We start from the raw sequence: 15,604 nt of genomic DNA, 5'->3' as shown, positions 1-15,604 counted from the left end.
CCCGGCGCCCAACCGGTTTAGGATGCGCGGCATGAGCTTTGGGCAGGGGGGACCCCAGTGGGGCTCCGGCGGGCAGGACGAGAATCCGTACCACTCCCGGCAGGGCGCACCCGGGTCCTCTGGCCCCTCGGGCACGGGAGGGCCGCCGCACCAGGGGGCCGGCTCCACCCCCGACTGGGCCGCGCTCGCCGACGCCTCGGCGGCCCGCAGCCGCCGCAGGCGGATGCTGCTGCTGGGCGGCGGGGCGCTCGCGACCATCGCGATCGTCTCCCTGGTCGCCACCGCGATCGTCCGCTCCAGCGACAGCGACGGGAAGTCGCCGCGGGCCGGCGCCAGTGAGCTGCCCGGCCCGCAGGAGCTGCCGAGCGACTCCTCCCGGCCCGAGCCGGAGTTCTCCTCCGTCGCCCCGCCCGAGGCACCCGACCCCAAGGACTTCATCTCCAGCGAGGAGAAGGACACCGCGCCGCTGACCGCGGACACCCTCTTCCCCGGCCGGAAGCTGACCATGGGCGACCGGGCATACGCGAAGGGTCCGGCCGCCCGGGCCGGGAGCTGTGCCGCGGCCACCCAGGGCGGACTGGGCACCGTCCTGGCGCGCAACGGCTGCGACCAGGTCTTCCGCGCCACCTACACCAAGGACGGCGTCGCGGTCACGGTCGGTGTCGCGGTCTTCGGCCGGGAGGCCGAGGCGAAGAAGGCCGCCCGCCAGTCCACCGGCAACATCGCCCCGCTGAGCGGCTCCGGCGTCCCCGTCTTCTGCAAGGGCGGCCCGGCCTGCCTCTTCACGTCCAACTCCTACGGGCGGTACGCCTACTTCACGGCCACCGGGTACACCACCGGCACGTCCGTCACCACCGGCGACAAGCGGGCCTACCGCGCCAAGGATGATCTGACGGAGTTCGTCTTCCGCCAGATCGTCCGCCGGGGGAACGCCCAGGCCTCAGCAGCAGTCGCCGAGCCCGCCGGCTGAGCCGGGGCCGCCGGCCGCGCCCGGGAGCGAGCGCCGGTTGCGGGCCTCCAGATTCCGGGCCGCCAGCAGCTCGTCGGCCGGGTAGCCGACCTCCTCCAGGGTGAGCCCGTGGGGCCGCACCACATGCACCGCCGAGTCCCGCACCCCGGCGGCCAGCACCTTCGCGGGCCAGCTCGCCGGCCGGTGCCCGTCGCCGACGAAGAGCAGCGCGCCGACCAGCGACCGCACCATGTTGTGGCAGAAGGCGTCGGCCCGCACGGTCGCGGTGACGATCCCGTCGGCGTCCCGCTCCCAGGAGAGCCGCTGGAGGGTGCGGATGGTGGTCGCGCCCTCGCGCCTCTTGCAGTACGCGGCGAAGTCGTGCTCGCCCACCAGGCCGGCCGCCGCCTCGTTCATGGCGTCCACGTCCAGCGGCCAGTCGTGCCAGAGCACATGGCCGCGCAGCAGCGGGTCGACCCCTCCGGGGTGGTCGGTCACCCGGTAGGCGTACCGCCGCCAGACGGCCGAGAACCGGGCGTTGAAGCCCGCGGGCGCCTCGGCGACCCGCCAGATCCGCACATCGCGCGCCAGCCGCCCGGAGAGCCGCTTCAGCAGCTTCTCGCGGTGCTCGTCCCACACCTCGGCCGGAAGATCGACATGGGCCACCTGCCCGCGCGCGTGCACCCCCGCGTCGGTGCGTCCGGCGACGGTCAGCTCATACGTCCGGGAGGACCGGGTCACGGTCCGCAGCGCGTCCTCGATCTCCCCCTGGACGGTGCGCCGCCCGCCGGCCTGCTTGGCCCACCCGGAGAAGTCCTTCCCGTCGTACGACAGATCCAGCCGGACCCTGACCGCACCGGGCTCCACATCATCACTCACGCCACAGATCCTCTCAGAGCCCCGGACAGCCCCGGACCGGCCTCCCGACAAGCGGAACGGGCCCGCTCCCCGGAGGGAGCGGACCCGTTCACCGACTGCGCGAGCCAAGGTCAGGCCTTGGGCTCCTCGGCCGGCTTGGCGTCCTCGGCGGTCTCGGCGGGCGCGTCCTCGACGGGCGCGTCCTCCTTCTTGAGGGCGTCCTCCTTGACCGCGCGCTTGGCGGCGGCCTCGGCCTCGGCGACGGTGGCCTTCTTGGCGATCTCGCCCTCGACCAGCTCGATCACGGCCATGCGCGCGTTGTCACCACGGCGGTTGCCGACCTTGGTGATACGGGTGTAGCCACCCGGGCGCTCGGCGTAACGCGGGGCGATCTCGGTGAAGAGCGTGTGCACGATGCTCTTGTCCGTGATCGTCGCGAGGACCAGGCGACGGTTGTGGATGTCGCCCTTCTTCGCCTTGGTGATCAGGCGCTCGGCGACCGGACGCAGGCGGCGGGCCTTGGCCTCGGTCGTCCTGATGCGGCCGTGCTCGAACAGCTGCTTCGCGAGGTTCGCGAGGAGCAGACGCTCGTGCGCGGCGCTGCCGCCCAGACGGGCACCCTTGGCGGGCTTCGGCATGGTGTTTCTCCTTGTGTGCTGCACCGGCCGTGTCAGGTACCGGTGTCAGTTCCCCGCGGGCGGCTGCCCGTGGGAAGGCTTTCCGGGCGGGGCGCCCGGGAGATCCCGCGCACCCCGCCGGAGGTGGATCAGTACTGCTCGGTCTCCACGAAACCGGCGTCCGCGTCGTCGTCGGCGCCGAAGGCGTCGGCGGCGGCGGTCGGGTCGAATCCGGGCGGGCTGTCCTTGAGCGCCAGGCCCATGCCGGCCAGCTTCGCCTTGACCTCGTCGATCGACTTGGCGCCGAAGTTGCGGATGTCGAGCAGGTCCGCCTCGGAGCGGGCGACGAGCTCGCCCACCGAGTGGATGCCCTCACGCTTGAGGCAGTTGTAGGAGCGGACTGTCAGCTCCAGCTCCTCGATCGGCAGCGCCAGATCGGCGGCGAGGGCGGCGTCCGTGGGGGACGGGCCCATGTCGATGCCCTCGGCGTCGATGTTCAGCTCGCGGGCGAGACCGAACAGCTCGACCAGGGTCTTGCCGGCGGAGGCCATGGCGTCACGGGGACGCATCGCCTGCTTGGTCTCGACGTCGACGATCAGCTTGTCGAAGTCGGTGCGCTGCTCGACTCGGGTCGCCTCGACCTTGTAGGTGACCTTGAGGACCGGGGAGTAGATGGAGTCGACCGGGATACGGCCGATCTCCTGGCCCACCTGCTTGTTCTGGACGGCGGAGACATAGCCGCGACCGCGCTCGACGGTCAGCTCCATCTCCAGCTTGCCCTTGCCGTTCAGCGTGGCGAGCACCAGGTCGGGGTTGTGCACCTCGACACCGGCCGGGGGCGCGATGTCGGCGGCGGTGACCAGCCCGGGGCCCTGCTTGCGCAGGTACATCACGACGGGCTCGTCGTGCTCCGAGGAGACGACCAGCTGCTTGATGTTGAGAATGAGGTCGGTCACGTCCTCCTTGACACCCGGCACGGTGGTGAACTCGTGCAGGACACCGTCGATACGGATGGACGTGACGGCCGCACCCGGGATCGAGGAGAGGAGGGTGCGGCGGAGGGAGTTGCCGAGGGTGTAGCCGAAGCCCGGCTCGAGCGGCTCGATAACGAACCGGGAGCGGTACTCGTCCACGACCTCTTCGGTCAGCGAGGGGCGCTGAGCGATCAGCATGTGTATCGGTCCTTCAGTCGGGGGCGCCCGCTATTTGACGCCCGACATATGTGTGACAAGGGTACGGGCGGTACGCCCCGAAAGGGGGCCGTACCGCCCGGACACTCCAGCGAAACGCGAACGCGTCAGACGCGGCGGCGCTTCGGCGGACGGCAGCCGTGCCGCGGTATGAGGGGGGCAACCCCCACACCCCCGGCAGCGAACACCGTCCCGGCCTTGGCCTGCCTCAGACGCGGCGGCGCTTCGGCGGACGGCAGCCGTTGTGCGGCGTGGGGGTGACGTCCTGGATCGAGCCGACCTCCAGGCCCGTGGCCTGGAGCGAGCGGATCGCGGTCTCACGGCCGGAGCCGGGACCCTTGACGAAGACGTCGACCTTGCGCATGCCGTGCTCCTGCGCGCGGCGGGCGGCCGACTCGGCGGCCATCTGCGCGGCGAAGGGGGTGGACTTGCGCGAGCCCTTGAAGCCGACGTGGCCGGCGGAGGCCCAGGAGATCACGTTGCCCGAGGGGTCCGTGATCGAGACGATGGTGTTGTTGAACGTGCTCTTGATGTGCGCGTGGCCGTGAGCGACGTTCTTCTTTTCCTTGCGGCGCACCTTCTTGGCAGCGCCCTGACGACCCTTGGGGGGCATCTATATCTCCTACGGGAGGTGGTCGGTCCTACAGCGAAGACCGCTTGGCTGTGCGGGGCCCGGGGGTCGCCCCCCGGCATCCGCAGCGTCCGCTGAGGACTACTTCTTGCCCGGCTTCTTCTTGCCGGCGATGGCGCGACGCGGGCCCTTGCGGGTACGGGCGTTCGTGCTGGTGCGCTGACCGTGGACGGGCAGGCCGCGACGGTGACGGAGACCCTGGTAGCAGCCGATCTCGACCTTGCGGCGGATGTCGGCCTGCACCTCACGCCGGAGGTCACCCTCGGTGCGGAGGTTGGCGTCCACGTACTCGCGGATCTTGACCAGGTCCTCTTCGGCCAGGTCACGAACGCGGGTGTTCGGGTTCACGCCGGTCGAGGCGAGGATCTCCTTGGACCGGGTGCGCCCGATACCGAAGACGTAGGTGAGTGCGATCTCCACGCGCTTTTCGCGCGGGATGTCGACACCGGAAACGCGTGCCATTCAACGGCTCCTGTGTTTTCGGGGGTCTTCCACAGAACCTGTCCCGACCGCCGACCCCACGGAAAGTGGAGTGGTACGTCCGGGTCCCCGGCCCCCGCCGGAGGTGTCGCCGGCCCTTGCGGGCTGGGCGGGTTCTGCGTATGTACGTTTGCTCGCGTCGCGCGAAGAACTGCGGTAGTGCAGGTTGGCGTGCGTCAGCCCTGGCGCTGCTTGTGGCGCAGGTTGTCGCAGATGACCATGACCCGGCCGTGACGGCGGATCACCTTGCACTTGTCGCAGATCTTCTTGACGCTCGGCTTGACCTTCATGGGATGTCAGGTTCTCCGGGTCAGTGCCGACACCCGCCCCGGAACCCGGGAAGGGCGCGACAAGATCTACTTGTACCGGTAGACGATCCGGCCACGCGTCAGGTCGTACGGAGACAGCTCCACCACGACCCTGTCGTCCGGGAGGATACGGATGTAGTGCATCCGCATCTTGCCGGAGATGTGCGCGAGGACCTTGTGACCGTTCTGAAGCTCCACCTTGAACATCGCGTTCGGGAGGGACTCGATCACGGTGCCCTCGATCTCGATGGCACCTTGCTTCTTGGCCACGCTTCGCCCTTCGAATCGGCTACCTTGATCGACTCCCGCCGCCGTGTGCAGACACACGGGTACACGAGAGCCGACGCATCAGTCTACGTCAGGCCATCCGAAAAGACGAATCAGGGATGTCTGCCCATCCGGGGTGATCCTTACGCCATCCGGTCCGGTAAGAACCCCCGCCGGAGAAATCCCGGCGGGGGGAGAGCCGGGGAGCGTCTCAGCCGAGGGGGTCGGGCGCCGCCGTGATCCCCAGCTCGGCGAGCTTGGCCCGGCCGCAGTCGGGCGAGGTGAGCACGAGGGGGCCCTCCTCGGTGACGGCGACGGAGTGCTCCCAGTGGGAGGACCAGGTCCCGTCCGTGGTGATCACGGTCCAGTCGTCGGAGAGCACCTCGGTCAGCGGCGTGCCCAGCGAGACCATCGGCTCGATCGCCAGACAGAAGCCGGGGACCAGCTTGGGGCCCTTGCCGCGCTTGCGGGCGACATAGTTCAGCAGATGCGGGTCCATGTGCATCTCGGTGCCGATGCCGTGGCCGCCGTAGTCCTCGACGATCCCGTACCGGCCGCCGCCGGGCTTCGGCTGGCGGCGGATGTACGTCTCGATGGCGCGGGAGACGTCCACCAGCCGGTTGCCGGGCTTCATGGCGGCGATCCCGGCCCACATGGACTCCTCGGTCACCCGGGACAGCTCGACCAGCTCCGGGGCGTGACCGGTGCCGACGAAGACGGTGAAGGCGGCGTCCCCGTGCCAGCCGTCGATGATCGCGCCGGCGTCGATGGAGAGGAGGTCGCCGTCCTTGAGGACGGTCTTGTCGTCGGGGATGCCGTGGACCACGACCTCGTTGACCGAGGTGCAGATGGTGGCGGGGAACCCGCCGTACCCCAGGAAGTTCGACTTCGCGCCGTGGTCGGCGATGACCTTGCGGGCCACCTCGTCCAGGTCGCGGGTGGTGGCGCCGGGGACGGCGGCTTCGCGGGTCGCGGCATGGATCGCGGCGACGACCAGCCCCGCCTCGCGCATCTTCGCGATCTGCTCCGGGGTCTTGATCTGCACCATGGCCTTGCCTTCTCCCTCTGTGCGGCCGGACGGCCGCCGTCTCGCGGAGGTGATCGCGCTCCGCTTCGGTTCCCCGTGTGCCGGGTCGCCTCAATTATCGGCGAAGGCCGAGGGCCCCGCCCCACGCGGACGGCCGCGGTGTCGCTCGGACACCACGGCCGTTCACGTCGTTCAGCTGATCCCGCGCGCCCTGGTCAGGCGCTCTCGGGCTTGTTCAGTGCTTCCATCGCCCGGCCGGTCACATCGGTGACCTTCCCCAGCGCCGAGATCGTCACCACGAGGCCCTGGCCCCGGTAGTAGTCGATGATCGGCTCGGTCTGGGTGTGGTAGACCTCCAGGCGCTTGCGGACGGTCTCCTCGGAGTCGTCGTCGCGCTGATACAGAGCGCCACCGCAGGTGTCGCAGACACCGTCCTGCCGCGGGGGCGAGTAGGTGACATGGAAGACATGGCTGGAGTCGTTGCGGCAGATGCGGCGGCCCGCGATCCGCTTCACGACCTCGTCCTCGGGGACCTCCAGGTCCAGCACCGCGTCGAGCGTCATGCCCTCGGACTTCAGCATCGCGTCGAGCGCCTCGGCCTGCGAGACATTGCGAGGGAAGCCGTCGAGCAGGAAGCCGTTCCCGGCGTCCGGCTGTTCCATCCGGTCCTTGGCCATGCCGATGGTGACCTCATCGGGCACCAGCTCTCCCGCGTCCATGTAGGACTTGGCCTGCCGACCGAGGTCGGTGCCTTTGCTGATATTGGCACGGAAGAGGTCGCCCGTTGAGATGTGCGGGATCGACAGGTTCTCGGCAAGGTACGCAGCCTGCGTTCCCTTGCCGGCACCGGGTGGCCCGACGAGGACGATTCGCATCAGCGGAGGAACCCTTCGTAATTGCGCTGCTGGAGCTGGCTCTCGATCTGCTTCACGGTCTCCAGACCCACACCCACGATGATGAGGATGCTCGTCCCGCCGAACGGGAAGTTCTGGTTAGCGCCTCCGAAGCCTGCCAACGCCATCGTCGGGACGAGAGCAATCAGACCCAGGTACAGCGAGCCCGGCCAAGTGATCCTGTTGAGCACGTAGCTCAGATACTCGGCAGTAGGTCGACCTGCCCGGATTCCCGGGATGAAGCCACCATACTTCTTCATGTTGTCCGCGACTTCCTCGGGGTTGAACGAGATCGCGACATAGAAGAACGCGAAGAACACGATCAGGAGGAAGTACGCGGTGATGTAGTAGGGGTGGTCGCCCTTGACGAAGTACGACTCGATGAAGGTCTTCCAGCCGGACGTACCGCTGGAGAACTGGGCGACCAGCGCCGGAATGTACAGCAGCGACGAGGCGAAGATGACGGGAATGACACCCGCCTGGTTCACCTTGAGCGGGATGTAGGTGGACGTACCGCCGTAGGACCGGCGGCCGATCATGCGCTTGGCGTACTGGACCGGGATTCGGCGCTGGGCCTGTTCCACAAAGACGACCAGGCCCACCATCACAAAGCCGATCAGGATGACGGTGCCGAACTCGATCCAGCCCTGGGCGAGCTTGCCGCTCTCCTTGATGGCCCACAGCGCGCCGGGGAAGCCGGCGGCGATCGAGATGAACATCAGGATCGACATTCCGTTGCCGATACCGCGGTCGGTGATCAGCTCACCGAGCCACATGGTGGCGGCGGTACCGGCGGTCATGGTGGTCACCATGATGATCGTTGTGAAGATTGATCGGTCCGGCACGATCTGATTGGCCACTTGGCAGCCGCTGAACAGCGCACCGCTGCGGGCCGTCGCCACCAGGCCGGTGCCCTGGAGCACGGCGAGGGCGACCGTGAGATAGCGGGTGTACTGGGTAATCTTCGCGGTGCCGGACTGGCCCTCCTTCTTGAGGGCCTCCAGCCGCGGAATGACCACGGTCAGCAGCTGCAGGATGATGCTCGCCGTGATGTACGGCATGATGCCCAGCGCGAAGATGGTGATCTGCAGCAGCGCGCCGCCACTGAACATATTCACCAGGCCGAACAGGCTGTTGTTGCTCTCTGAAGCCTGTTTGACACAGATCTGTACGTTCTGGTAATCGATGCCGGGAACCGGGATGTGTGACCCGATCCTGTACAGCACGATGATGCCGAGCGTGAAGAGCAGCTTCTTGCGCAGGTCGGGCGTCTTGAACGCCCGGGCGAACGCGGTGAGCACGGTGCCTCCTGCGACCCCCGCGCTACTGCGTCAGAGGTGACGGTCTTGAGGATCGACGAATACGAATCAGGCAATCCCATACGGCCCCTGCGGAAGCGGACCTTACGGGCACGAGGGCAGAGCCCCCGCATCTTTACAGCAACAGTGCACGCCACCTTACCGGCGACGGTGCCCCCCTAGGAACGACCAACCGGGGATGCCCCATTTGAGAGGGCATCCCCGGTCGGATGTTTCAGCCTTTAGCCACCGAACTGGTCTCAGACGAGCTCGGTGACGCTGCCGCCAGCGGCAGCGATCTTCTCCTTGGCGGAGCCGGAAACGGAGTCAACCGTCACCGTCAGCGCCACGGAGATCTCGCCCTGGCCCAGGACCTTGACGAGCTGGTTCTTGCGAACCGCACCCTTGGCGACCAGATCGGCCACCGTGACCTCTCCACCCTCGGGGTAGAGAACGGCGAGCTTCTCCAGGTTGACAACCTGGTACTCGGTGCGGAACGGGTTCTTGAAGCCCTTGAGCTTCGGGAGACGCATGTGGAGGGGCATCTGCCCGCCCTCGAAGCGCTCCGGAACCTGGTAACGGGCCTTGGTGCCCTTGGTTCCACGACCAGCGGTCTTACCCTTGGACGCCTCACCACGACCCACACGGGTCTTGGCGGTCTTGGCGCCCGGGGCAGGACGGAGGTTGTGGACCCTCAGCGGGTTGTTCTCCGCCATGTCAGTCGACCTCCTCAACCGTCACGAGGTGGCGGACGGTGTGCACCATTCCGCGGAACTCGGGGCGGTCCTCCTTGACAACCACGTCGTTGAGCCGCTTGAGGCCCAGCGAGCGCAGCGTGTCGCGGTGGTTCTGCTTGCTGCCGATGTACGACTTCGTCTGCGTGATCTTGAGGCGGGCCATTACGCACCCGCTCCCGCACGTGCCCGCAGGAGAGCCGCGGGGGCGACGTCCTCGAGGGGCAGACCACGGCGAGCCGCGATCTCCTCGGGACGCTGCAGGCCCTTGAGGGCCGCCACGGTCGCGTGCACGATGTTGATCGCGTTGTCGGAGCCGAGCGACTTCGACAGGATGTCGTGAACGCCGGCGCACTCCAGAACGGCGCGCACCGGGCCACCGGCGATAACACCGGTACCGGGGGAAGCAGGCTTCAGCAGGACGACGCCCGCGGCCTTCTCACCCTGGATGGGGTGCGGGATGGTGCCCTGGATACGGGGGACCTTGAAGAAGTGCTTCTTGGCCTCCTCAACACCCTTGGCGATGGCGGCCGGCACCTCCTTGGCCTTGCCGTAACCGACACCGACGGTGCCGTCACCATCGCCCACCACGACGAGCGCGGTGAAGCTGAAGCGACGACCACCCTTGACAACCTTGGCGACGCGGTTGATCGCGACAACGCGCTCAACGTACGCGGTCTTCTCGGCGGCAGCTGCGCCGCCGTCACGGCCCTTCCGGTCCCGCCGCTCGCCGCCACCGGCACCGCTTCCGCGGCGCTGGGGTCCAGCCATTGGATTTACCTCTCTCTGTTACGTCCGTTAGTCCCGGAACCGGGGCTTAGAACTTCAGCCCGGCTTCGCGGGCGGCGTCAGCCAGAGCGGCAATGCGCCCGGCGTACCTGTTGCCACCACGGTCGAACACGACGGCCTCGACGCCGGCGGCCTTGGCGCGCTCAGCGACCAGGGCACCGACCTGCTTGGCCTGGGCGCTCTTGTCGCCCTCGCCACCGCGGATCGAGACGTCCAGGGTCGACGCCGACGCGAGCGTGTGGCCCGCGATGTCGTCGATGACCTGAGCCACGATGTTGCGGTTGGAACGCGTCACGACCAGGCGCGGACGCTCCGGCGTACCGGAGACGTGCTTGCGGACGCGGATATGGCGTCGCTTGATGGCGGCGCGCTTGTACGCGTCGCCCTTAGCAATCTTGACACCGTATGCCATGGCTTACTTACCCGCCTTTCCGACCTTGCGGCGGATGACCTCGCCCGCGTACTTGACGCCCTTGGCCTTGTACGGGTCGGGCTTCCGCAGCTTGCGGATGTTCGCGGCGACCTCGCCGACCTTCTGCTTGTCGATGCCCTCGACCGAGAACTTGGTCGGCGACTCGACCTTGAAGGAGATGCCCTCGGGCGCCTCCACCAGGATCGAGTGGCTGTAACCGAGCTGGAACTCCAGGTTGGAGCCCTTCGCGGCGACGCGGTAACCGACACCGCTGATTTCGAGCGCCTTCGTGTACCCCGTGGTCACACCGGTGATCATGTTCGCCACCAGCGTGCGGGACAGGCCGTGAAGGGCCTTGTTCTGACGCTCGTCGTTCGGGCGGGTGACGCTGAGAACGCCGTCCTCACCCTTAACGATCTCGATCGGCGCGGCGACGGTGTGGCTCAGGGTCCCCTTGGGGCCCTTCACCGCGACCGTACGGCCATCGATGGTGACGTCCACACCGGCGGGAACCTGAATGGGGAGCTTGCCGATTCGCGACATTGGCTATTCCTCCGTTCCCGACTACCAGACGTAGGCGAGGACTTCCCCACCCACGCCCTTCTTCTGTGCCTGCTGGCCGGTCAGGAGGCCGTGCGACGTGGAGATGATCGCCACGCCGAGGCCACCGAGAACCTTGGGCAGGTTGGTGGACTTCGCGTACACCCGGAGACCCGGCTTCGAGATCCGCTTGATGCCCGCGATGGAGCGCTCACGGTTCGGGCCGAACTTGAGCTCGAGGACGAGGTTCTTGCCGACCTCGGCGTCCTCGACCTTCCAGCCCGTGATGAAGCCCTCCTGCTGGAGGATCTCCGCGATGTGCGACTTGATCTTGCTGTGCGGCATCACGACGGAGTCGTGGTACGCCGAGTTCGCGTTACGCAGACGCGTCAGCATGTCTGCGATGGGATCAGTCATGGTCATGAATTGGCCTTCGGCCTCTCTCGCCGGGGTTTCCTGTATGCGCCATCCCTCTCCCCACACAGGGGCGGGACGGGTGCGGCGCGGGGACCTACGGCGTAGTAAGTCGTACGGGCGGCGGACGCCCAACCCTCCAAGCCTACGGCATGAAGTGCGGGGCTTCCGCCAGCCCTCTGCTTACCGAGAGACTCCTGCTTCCCTGTTAGGGGATTACCAGGAGCTCTTGGTCACGCCCGGCAGCTCGCCGCGGTGCGCCATCTCACGAAGGCACACACGGCAGAGGCCGAACTTGCGGTACACGGAATGGGGACGACCGCAACGCTGGCAGCGCGTGTACGCACGCACGCCGAACTTGGGCTTGCGGGCGGCCTTGGCAATGAGAGCCTTCTTCGCCACGGCTCACGCCTCCTTGAACGGGAAGCCGAGGTGACGGAGGAGCGCGCGGCCCTCGGCGTCGTTGGTCGCCGTGGTGACCACGGTGATGTCCATACCCCGGACGCGGTCGATCTTGTCCTGGTCGATCTCGTGGAACATGACCTGCTCCGTGAGACCGAAGGTGTAGTTGCCACGGCCGTCGAACTGCTTGGGGGACAGACCACGGAAGTCGCGGATGCGCGGAAGCGCGAGCGACAGGGTGCGGTCCAGGAACTCCCACATGCGGTCGCCACGGAGCGTGACGTGGGCACCGATCGGCTGACCCTCACGCAGCTTGAACTGCGCGATGGACTTGCGGGCCTTGGTGACGGCCGGCTTCTGACCGGTGATCGTGGTGAGGTCCTTGATGGCACCGTCGATCAGCTTGGAGTCGCGGGCGGCGTCGCCCACACCCATGTTGACCACGATCTTGACGAGGCCGGGAACCTGCATGACGTTCTCGTACGAGAACTCCTCAAGCAGCTTGCCCTTGATCTCCTCGCGGTACTTCGTCTTGAGACGCGGAGTGGTGGTGGTAGCCATCAGATGTCCTCACCCGTCCGCTTGGCAACGCGGATCTTGTTGCCCTCTTCGTCGAAGCGGTAACCGACACGGGTCACGACCTTGTTGCCGTCCTTCTCCACGACGAGCTGAACATTGCTCACGTGGATGGGGGCCTCGGTGGTGATGATCCCACCGGTCTGGGAACCGCGAGCGGTCTGACCGGCCTTGGTGTGCTTCTTGACCCGGTTGACACCCTCGACCAGGACACGGTCCTCGCGGGGCATGGCCTGAATGACCTTGCCCTGCTTGCCCTTGTCCTTACCGGTGATGACCTGGACCAGGTCGCCCTTCTTGATCTTCATGCTTACAGCACCTCCGGCGCGAGCGAGATGATCTTCATGAACTTCTTCTCGCGCAGCTCACGGCCGACCGGGCCGAAGATACGGGTGCCGCGAGGGTCGCCGTCGTTCTTCAGAATGACGGCGGCGTTCTCGTCGAAGCGGATGTACGAGCCGTCCTGGCGGCGGCGCTCCTTGACGGTGCGAACGATGACCGCCTTGACGACGTCACCCTTCTTCACGTTGCCACCGGGGATCGCGTCCTTGACGGTGGCGACAATGACGTCACCGATGCCCGCGTAGCGGCGACCGGAACCACCGAGAACACGGATGCAAAGGATCTCCTTGGCACCAGTGTTGTCGGCGACACGCAGTCGCGACTCCTGCTGGATCACGTCTATCTCCTGATTTGTCTGCCGGTTCCCGGCGAGGGGTCCGGATTAGCGGAGCCCCTCGCCGAGCCTGGCGGAACTGACCTGAGGAAAACCCCTCAGGTAATTACTTGGCCTTCTCAAGGATCTCGACGACGCGCCAGCGCTTCGTCGCGGACAGCGGCCGGGTCTCCATGAGGAGGACACGGTCGCCGACGCCCGCAGCGTTCTGCTCGTCGTGGGCCTTGAGCTTGTTCGTACGGCGGATGACCTTGCCGTACAGCGCGTGCTTCACACGGTCCTCAACGGCGACGACGACGGTCTTGTCCATCTTGTCGCTGACGACCAGACCCTCACGGGTCTTGCGGAAACCGCGCGCGGTCTTCTCTTCAGTCACGTTGCTCTCGCTCATCAGGCGCTCTCCACCGTCTCGATGCCGAGCTCGCGCTCACGCATCAGGGTGTAGATCCGGGCGATGTCCTTGCGGACGGCCTTCAGCCGGCCGTGGTTCTCGAGCTGCCCGGTCGCCGCCTGGAAGCGGAGGTTGAACAGCTCTTCCTTGGCCTCGCGGAGCTTGTTGACAAGCTCCTCTCCGCCCAGCTCGCGCAGCTCGGACGCCTTGGTTCCGGCCGACATCACGCCTCACCTGCCTCGCGCCGAACGATGCGGCACTTCATCGGAAGCTTGTGAGCAGCGCGGGTGAGCGCCTCACGAGCAATCTTCTCGTTCGGGTAGGACAGCTCGAACATCACCCGACCGGGCTTGACGTTCGCGATCCACCACTCAGGGGAACCCTTACCGGAACCCATGCGGGTCTCGGCGGGCTTCTTGGTCAGCGGGCGGTCCGGGTAGATGTTGATCCAGACCTTGCCGCCACGCTTGATGTGGCGGGTCATCGCGATACGGGCCGCCTCGATCTGGCGGTTGGTCACGTACGCCGGAGTGAGGGCCTGAATGCCGTACTCGCCGAACGCAACCTGCGTACCACCCTTGGACATACCGCTGCGCTTGGGGTGGTGCTGCTTGCGGTGCTTGACCCTACGGGGGATCAGCATTTCGGTCAGGCCTCCGTTCCGGTGCTCTCAGCCGGAGCAGCGGCGGGGGCGTCGGCCTTGGGGGCCTCGGCTCCGGCGTTCTGCTGCGGCTTACGACCGCGACCGCCACGCTCGCCACCGCGGCCACCACGGCCGGCCGGGCGGTCGGAACCACCACGGGCCGGACGGTTGCCGGCGCGGGCAGCGGCGTTCTCGGCGCGGACCTCGGCGATGTTCTTGACGTCGCCCTTGTAGATCCAGACCTTCACACCGATACGGCCGAAGGTCGTCTTGGCCTCGAAGAAGCCGTACTCGACGTTCGCGCGGAGCGTGTGCAGCGGCACACGGCCCTCGCGGTAGAACTCCGAGCGGGACATCTCGGCGCCGCCGAGACGGCCACCGCACTGGATCTTGATGCCCTTGGCGCCCGCCTTCATCGCCGACTGCATGCTCTTGCGCATGGCACGGCGGAAGGAGACACGGGAGGAGAGCTGCTCGGCGACGGCCTGGGCCACCAGCTGAGCGTCCACCTCGGGGTTCTTGACCTCGAGGATGTTCAGCTGGACCTGCTTGCCGGTCAGCTTCTCCAGCTTGCCGCGGATCTTGTCGGCCTCGGCGCCGCGGCGACCGATGACAATGCCCGGACGAGCGGTGTGGATGTCCACACGGACACGGTCACGGGTGCGCTCGATCTCCACCTTCGAGATGCCGGCGCGCTCCATGCCGGACGTCAGCATCCTGCGGATGGCGACGTCTTCCTTGACGTAGTCCTTGTACAGCTTGTCGGCGTACCAGCGGGACTTGAAGTCCGTGGTGATACCGAGCCGGAACCCATGCGGGTTAACCTTCTGGCCCATTACCGGGTTCCTTCCTTGCTGCTCACGACCACGGTGATGTGGCTGGTCCGCTTGCGGATGCGGTAGGCGCGACCCTGGGCACGCGGCCGGAACCGCTTCAGGGTCGGACCCTCATCCACATACGCCTCGCTGATGAACAGCGAATTGGCGTCACTGTGGTCGTAGTTGTGCGCGGCGTTGGCAATGGCGCTGTCCAGCACCTTGCCCACCGGCACGCTCGCGGCCTGCGGGGCGAAACGCAGGACCGCCTGAGCCTCCGTGGCATCCATGCCACGGATGAGGTCCACCACGCGGCGGGCCTTCATGGGCGTGACGCGGATGTACCGCGCCTGGGCCCTGGCTTCCATGGTTGTCCCTTCAGTGTCTGTCATGATCGGTCACACCCCGCCTTAGCGGCGCTTCGACTTCCGGTCGTCCTTGACGTGGCCGCGGAAGGTGCGCGTCGGCGAGAACTCGCCGAGCTTGTGGCCGACCATCGACTCGGTGACGAACACCGGGACGTGGATCTTGCCGTTGTGCACCGCGATCGTGTGGCCCAGCATGGCCGGGACGATCATCGAGCGACGGGACCAGGTCTTGATGACGTTCTTGGTGCCTGCTTCGTTCTGTACGTCCACCTTCTTGATCAGGTGGTCGTCGACGAAGGGCCCCTTCTTGAGACTGCGCGGCATCT

27 protein-coding genes are annotated in these 15,604 nt (G+C 67.1%); 1 reads left to right on the top strand and 26 read right to left on the bottom strand.

Going from position 1 to position 15,604, the window contains the following annotated elements; translation table 11 throughout:
- The first annotated feature begins 31 nt into the window (after positions 1–31).
- Complete coding sequence (locus tag ACWCRA_RS03690) at positions 32–970, top strand: hypothetical protein (RefSeq protein ID WP_451066782.1); 939 nt, start codon at positions 32–34, stop codon at positions 968–970.
- Here the strand turns inward: ACWCRA_RS03690 and truA are convergent.
- From truA to rpsS, 26 genes are all read right to left on the bottom strand, one after another.
- Positions 941–1,828, bottom strand: a complete 888-nt coding sequence (truA, locus tag ACWCRA_RS03685; RefSeq protein WP_351547820.1) for a tRNA pseudouridine(38-40) synthase TruA — start codon at positions 1,826–1,828, stop codon at positions 941–943. The genes ACWCRA_RS03690 and truA overlap by 30 nt on opposite strands.
- 110 nt (positions 1,829–1,938) lie before the next feature.
- Positions 1,939–2,445 carry a 50S ribosomal protein L17 gene (gene rplQ / locus ACWCRA_RS03680; RefSeq protein ID WP_351547822.1) on the bottom strand — a complete coding sequence of 169 codons (507 nt, stop codon included), beginning with the start codon at positions 2,443–2,445 and terminating at the stop codon, positions 1,939–1,941.
- Positions 2,446–2,573: 128 nt separating this feature from the next.
- A complete protein-coding gene (locus tag ACWCRA_RS03675) occupies positions 2,574–3,596 on the bottom strand; it encodes a DNA-directed RNA polymerase subunit alpha (RefSeq protein WP_003956430.1) in 1,023 nt (340 codons plus the stop codon).
- Positions 3,597–3,822: 226 nt separating this feature from the next.
- Positions 3,823–4,227 carry a 30S ribosomal protein S11 gene (gene rpsK, locus ACWCRA_RS03670; protein WP_003956432.1) on the bottom strand — a complete coding sequence of 135 codons (405 nt, stop codon included), beginning with the start codon at positions 4,225–4,227 and terminating at the stop codon, positions 3,823–3,825.
- 99 nt (positions 4,228–4,326) lie between these two features.
- Complete coding sequence (gene rpsM, locus ACWCRA_RS03665) at positions 4,327–4,707, bottom strand: 30S ribosomal protein S13 (protein ID WP_266659690.1); 381 nt, start codon at positions 4,705–4,707, stop codon at positions 4,327–4,329.
- A 194-nt stretch (positions 4,708–4,901) separates the two neighbouring features.
- Positions 4,902–5,015, bottom strand: a complete 114-nt coding sequence (rpmJ, locus tag ACWCRA_RS03660) for a 50S ribosomal protein L36 (RefSeq protein WP_003956441.1) — start codon at positions 5,013–5,015, stop codon at positions 4,902–4,904.
- A gap of 66 nt (positions 5,016–5,081) precedes the next feature.
- Positions 5,082–5,303: a translation initiation factor IF-1 gene (gene infA, locus ACWCRA_RS03655; RefSeq protein WP_003956442.1), complete on the bottom strand. Its 222-nt coding sequence runs from the start codon at positions 5,301–5,303 to the stop codon at positions 5,082–5,084.
- A 208-nt stretch (positions 5,304–5,511) separates the two neighbouring features.
- Positions 5,512–6,348 carry a type I methionyl aminopeptidase gene (gene map, locus ACWCRA_RS03650; protein WP_351547826.1) on the bottom strand — a complete coding sequence of 279 codons (837 nt, stop codon included), beginning with the start codon at positions 6,346–6,348 and terminating at the stop codon, positions 5,512–5,514.
- A 194-nt stretch (positions 6,349–6,542) separates the two neighbouring features.
- Positions 6,543–7,202 carry an adenylate kinase gene (locus tag ACWCRA_RS03645; protein WP_351547829.1) on the bottom strand — a complete coding sequence of 220 codons (660 nt, stop codon included), beginning with the start codon at positions 7,200–7,202 and terminating at the stop codon, positions 6,543–6,545.
- Complete coding sequence (gene secY / locus ACWCRA_RS03640) at positions 7,202–8,521, bottom strand: preprotein translocase subunit SecY (RefSeq protein ID WP_351547831.1); 1,320 nt, start codon at positions 8,519–8,521, stop codon at positions 7,202–7,204. Before secY ends, ACWCRA_RS03645 begins: the two co-directional genes overlap by 1 nt.
- A gap of 257 nt (positions 8,522–8,778) precedes the next feature.
- Entirely contained in the window at positions 8,779–9,234 is a 456-nt protein-coding gene (rplO, locus tag ACWCRA_RS03635) for a 50S ribosomal protein L15 (RefSeq protein WP_351547833.1), read from the bottom strand.
- 1 nt (position 9,235) lies between these two features.
- Complete coding sequence (rpmD, locus tag ACWCRA_RS03630) at positions 9,236–9,418, bottom strand: 50S ribosomal protein L30 (RefSeq protein WP_005313525.1); 183 nt, start codon at positions 9,416–9,418, stop codon at positions 9,236–9,238.
- The gene (rpsE, locus tag ACWCRA_RS03625) at positions 9,418–10,023 is read right to left on the bottom strand and encodes a 30S ribosomal protein S5 (protein ID WP_005313527.1); all 606 of its coding nucleotides are present in this window, start codon (positions 10,021–10,023) and stop codon (positions 9,418–9,420) included. The genes rpmD and rpsE overlap by 1 nt, the downstream gene beginning before the upstream one ends.
- Before the next feature lie 46 nt (positions 10,024–10,069).
- A complete protein-coding gene (rplR, locus tag ACWCRA_RS03620) occupies positions 10,070–10,453 on the bottom strand; it encodes a 50S ribosomal protein L18 (RefSeq protein WP_153486742.1) in 384 nt (127 codons plus the stop codon).
- 3 nt (positions 10,454–10,456) lie between these two features.
- The gene (gene rplF / locus ACWCRA_RS03615; protein WP_351547836.1) at positions 10,457–10,996 is read right to left on the bottom strand and encodes a 50S ribosomal protein L6; all 540 of its coding nucleotides are present in this window, start codon (positions 10,994–10,996) and stop codon (positions 10,457–10,459) included.
- A 21-nt stretch (positions 10,997–11,017) separates the two neighbouring features.
- Positions 11,018–11,416 carry a 30S ribosomal protein S8 gene (gene rpsH / locus ACWCRA_RS03610; protein ID WP_005313538.1) on the bottom strand — a complete coding sequence of 133 codons (399 nt, stop codon included), beginning with the start codon at positions 11,414–11,416 and terminating at the stop codon, positions 11,018–11,020.
- Positions 11,417–11,623: 207 nt separating this feature from the next.
- Positions 11,624–11,809, bottom strand: a complete 186-nt coding sequence (locus ACWCRA_RS03605) for a type Z 30S ribosomal protein S14 (protein WP_003956452.1) — start codon at positions 11,807–11,809, stop codon at positions 11,624–11,626.
- A gap of 3 nt (positions 11,810–11,812) precedes the next feature.
- Positions 11,813–12,370, bottom strand: coding sequence for a 50S ribosomal protein L5 (rplE, locus tag ACWCRA_RS03600; protein ID WP_323449569.1), 558 nt, complete (start codon positions 12,368–12,370; stop codon positions 11,813–11,815).
- Positions 12,370–12,693 carry a 50S ribosomal protein L24 gene (rplX, locus tag ACWCRA_RS03595; RefSeq protein WP_351547841.1) on the bottom strand — a complete coding sequence of 108 codons (324 nt, stop codon included), beginning with the start codon at positions 12,691–12,693 and terminating at the stop codon, positions 12,370–12,372. Before rplX ends, rplE begins: the two co-directional genes overlap by 1 nt.
- Positions 12,694–12,695: 2 nt before the next feature.
- Entirely contained in the window at positions 12,696–13,064 is a 369-nt protein-coding gene (rplN, locus tag ACWCRA_RS03590) for a 50S ribosomal protein L14 (RefSeq protein WP_003956455.1), read from the bottom strand.
- 103 nt (positions 13,065–13,167) lie between these two features.
- A complete protein-coding gene (gene rpsQ, locus ACWCRA_RS03585) occupies positions 13,168–13,452 on the bottom strand; it encodes a 30S ribosomal protein S17 (RefSeq protein WP_067283945.1) in 285 nt (94 codons plus the stop codon).
- Positions 13,452–13,676 carry a 50S ribosomal protein L29 gene (gene rpmC, locus ACWCRA_RS03580; RefSeq protein WP_153486748.1) on the bottom strand — a complete coding sequence of 75 codons (225 nt, stop codon included), beginning with the start codon at positions 13,674–13,676 and terminating at the stop codon, positions 13,452–13,454. Before rpmC ends, rpsQ begins: the two co-directional genes overlap by 1 nt.
- Positions 13,676–14,095, bottom strand: a complete 420-nt coding sequence (rplP, locus tag ACWCRA_RS03575) for a 50S ribosomal protein L16 (protein ID WP_072485538.1) — start codon at positions 14,093–14,095, stop codon at positions 13,676–13,678. Before rplP ends, rpmC begins: the two co-directional genes overlap by 1 nt.
- A 5-nt stretch (positions 14,096–14,100) precedes the next feature.
- Positions 14,101–14,931, bottom strand: coding sequence for a 30S ribosomal protein S3 (gene rpsC / locus ACWCRA_RS03570; RefSeq protein ID WP_351547847.1), 831 nt, complete (start codon positions 14,929–14,931; stop codon positions 14,101–14,103).
- Entirely contained in the window at positions 14,931–15,278 is a 348-nt protein-coding gene (gene rplV, locus ACWCRA_RS03565; RefSeq protein ID WP_351547911.1) for a 50S ribosomal protein L22, read from the bottom strand. The genes rpsC and rplV overlap by 1 nt, the downstream gene beginning before the upstream one ends.
- A gap of 42 nt (positions 15,279–15,320) precedes the next feature.
- Entirely contained in the window at positions 15,321–15,602 is a 282-nt protein-coding gene (gene rpsS, locus ACWCRA_RS03560) for a 30S ribosomal protein S19 (protein WP_030351437.1), read from the bottom strand.
- Between the last annotated feature and the right edge of the window lie 2 nt (positions 15,603–15,604).

Source organism: Streptomyces sp. NPDC001889, from assembly GCF_053594535.1.
The sequence above is the reverse complement of the archived record's forward strand: the minus strand, read 5'-3'. Positions and strand labels throughout refer to the sequence as shown.

Excerpts from the sequence above, each read along its gene's own strand:
- ACWCRA_RS03690 (WP_451066782.1), top strand. The coding sequence starts at position 32 with ATGAGCTTTGGGCAGGGGGGACCCCAGTGGGGCTCCGGCGGGCAGGAC.
- rplQ (WP_351547822.1), bottom strand. The coding sequence starts at position 2,445 with ATGCCGAAGCCCGCCAAGGGTGCCCGTCTGGGCGGCAGCGCCGCGCAC.
- ACWCRA_RS03675 (WP_003956430.1), bottom strand. The coding sequence starts at position 3,596 with ATGCTGATCGCTCAGCGCCCCTCGCTGACCGAAGAGGTCGTGGACGAG.
- rpsK (WP_003956432.1), bottom strand. The coding sequence starts at position 4,227 with ATGCCCCCCAAGGGTCGTCAGGGCGCTGCCAAGAAGGTGCGCCGCAAG.
- rpsM (WP_266659690.1), bottom strand. The coding sequence starts at position 4,707 with ATGGCACGCGTTTCCGGTGTCGACATCCCGCGCGAAAAGCGCGTGGAG.
- rpmJ (WP_003956441.1), bottom strand. The coding sequence starts at position 5,015 with ATGAAGGTCAAGCCGAGCGTCAAGAAGATCTGCGACAAGTGCAAGGTG.
- map (WP_351547826.1), bottom strand. The coding sequence starts at position 6,348 with ATGGTGCAGATCAAGACCCCGGAGCAGATCGCGAAGATGCGCGAGGCG.
- ACWCRA_RS03645 (WP_351547829.1), bottom strand. The coding sequence starts at position 7,202 with ATGCGAATCGTCCTCGTCGGGCCACCCGGTGCCGGCAAGGGAACGCAG.
- rplO (WP_351547833.1), bottom strand. The coding sequence starts at position 9,234 with ATGGCGGAGAACAACCCGCTGAGGGTCCACAACCTCCGTCCTGCCCCG.
- rpmD (WP_005313525.1), bottom strand. The coding sequence starts at position 9,418 with ATGGCCCGCCTCAAGATCACGCAGACGAAGTCGTACATCGGCAGCAAG.
- rpsE (WP_005313527.1), bottom strand. The coding sequence starts at position 10,023 with ATGGCTGGACCCCAGCGCCGCGGAAGCGGTGCCGGTGGCGGCGAGCGG.
- rplR (WP_153486742.1), bottom strand. The coding sequence starts at position 10,453 with ATGGCATACGGTGTCAAGATTGCTAAGGGCGACGCGTACAAGCGCGCC.
- rplF (WP_351547836.1), bottom strand. The coding sequence starts at position 10,996 with ATGTCGCGAATCGGCAAGCTCCCCATTCAGGTTCCCGCCGGTGTGGAC.
- rpsH (WP_005313538.1), bottom strand. The coding sequence starts at position 11,416 with ATGACCATGACTGATCCCATCGCAGACATGCTGACGCGTCTGCGTAAC.
- rplE (WP_323449569.1), bottom strand. The coding sequence starts at position 12,370 with ATGGCTACCACCACCACTCCGCGTCTCAAGACGAAGTACCGCGAGGAG.
- rplX (WP_351547841.1), bottom strand. The coding sequence starts at position 12,693 with ATGAAGATCAAGAAGGGCGACCTGGTCCAGGTCATCACCGGTAAGGAC.
- rpsQ (WP_067283945.1), bottom strand. The coding sequence starts at position 13,452 with ATGAGCGAGAGCAACGTGACTGAAGAGAAGACCGCGCGCGGTTTCCGC.
- rpmC (WP_153486748.1), bottom strand. The coding sequence starts at position 13,676 with ATGTCGGCCGGAACCAAGGCGTCCGAGCTGCGCGAGCTGGGCGGAGAG.
- rplP (WP_072485538.1), bottom strand. The coding sequence starts at position 14,095 with ATGCTGATCCCCCGTAGGGTCAAGCACCGCAAGCAGCACCACCCCAAG.
- rpsC (WP_351547847.1), bottom strand. The coding sequence starts at position 14,931 with ATGGGCCAGAAGGTTAACCCGCATGGGTTCCGGCTCGGTATCACCACG.
- rplV (WP_351547911.1), bottom strand. The coding sequence starts at position 15,278 with ATGGAAGCCAGGGCCCAGGCGCGGTACATCCGCGTCACGCCCATGAAG.
- rpsS (WP_030351437.1), bottom strand. The coding sequence starts at position 15,602 with ATGCCGCGCAGTCTCAAGAAGGGGCCCTTCGTCGACGACCACCTGATC.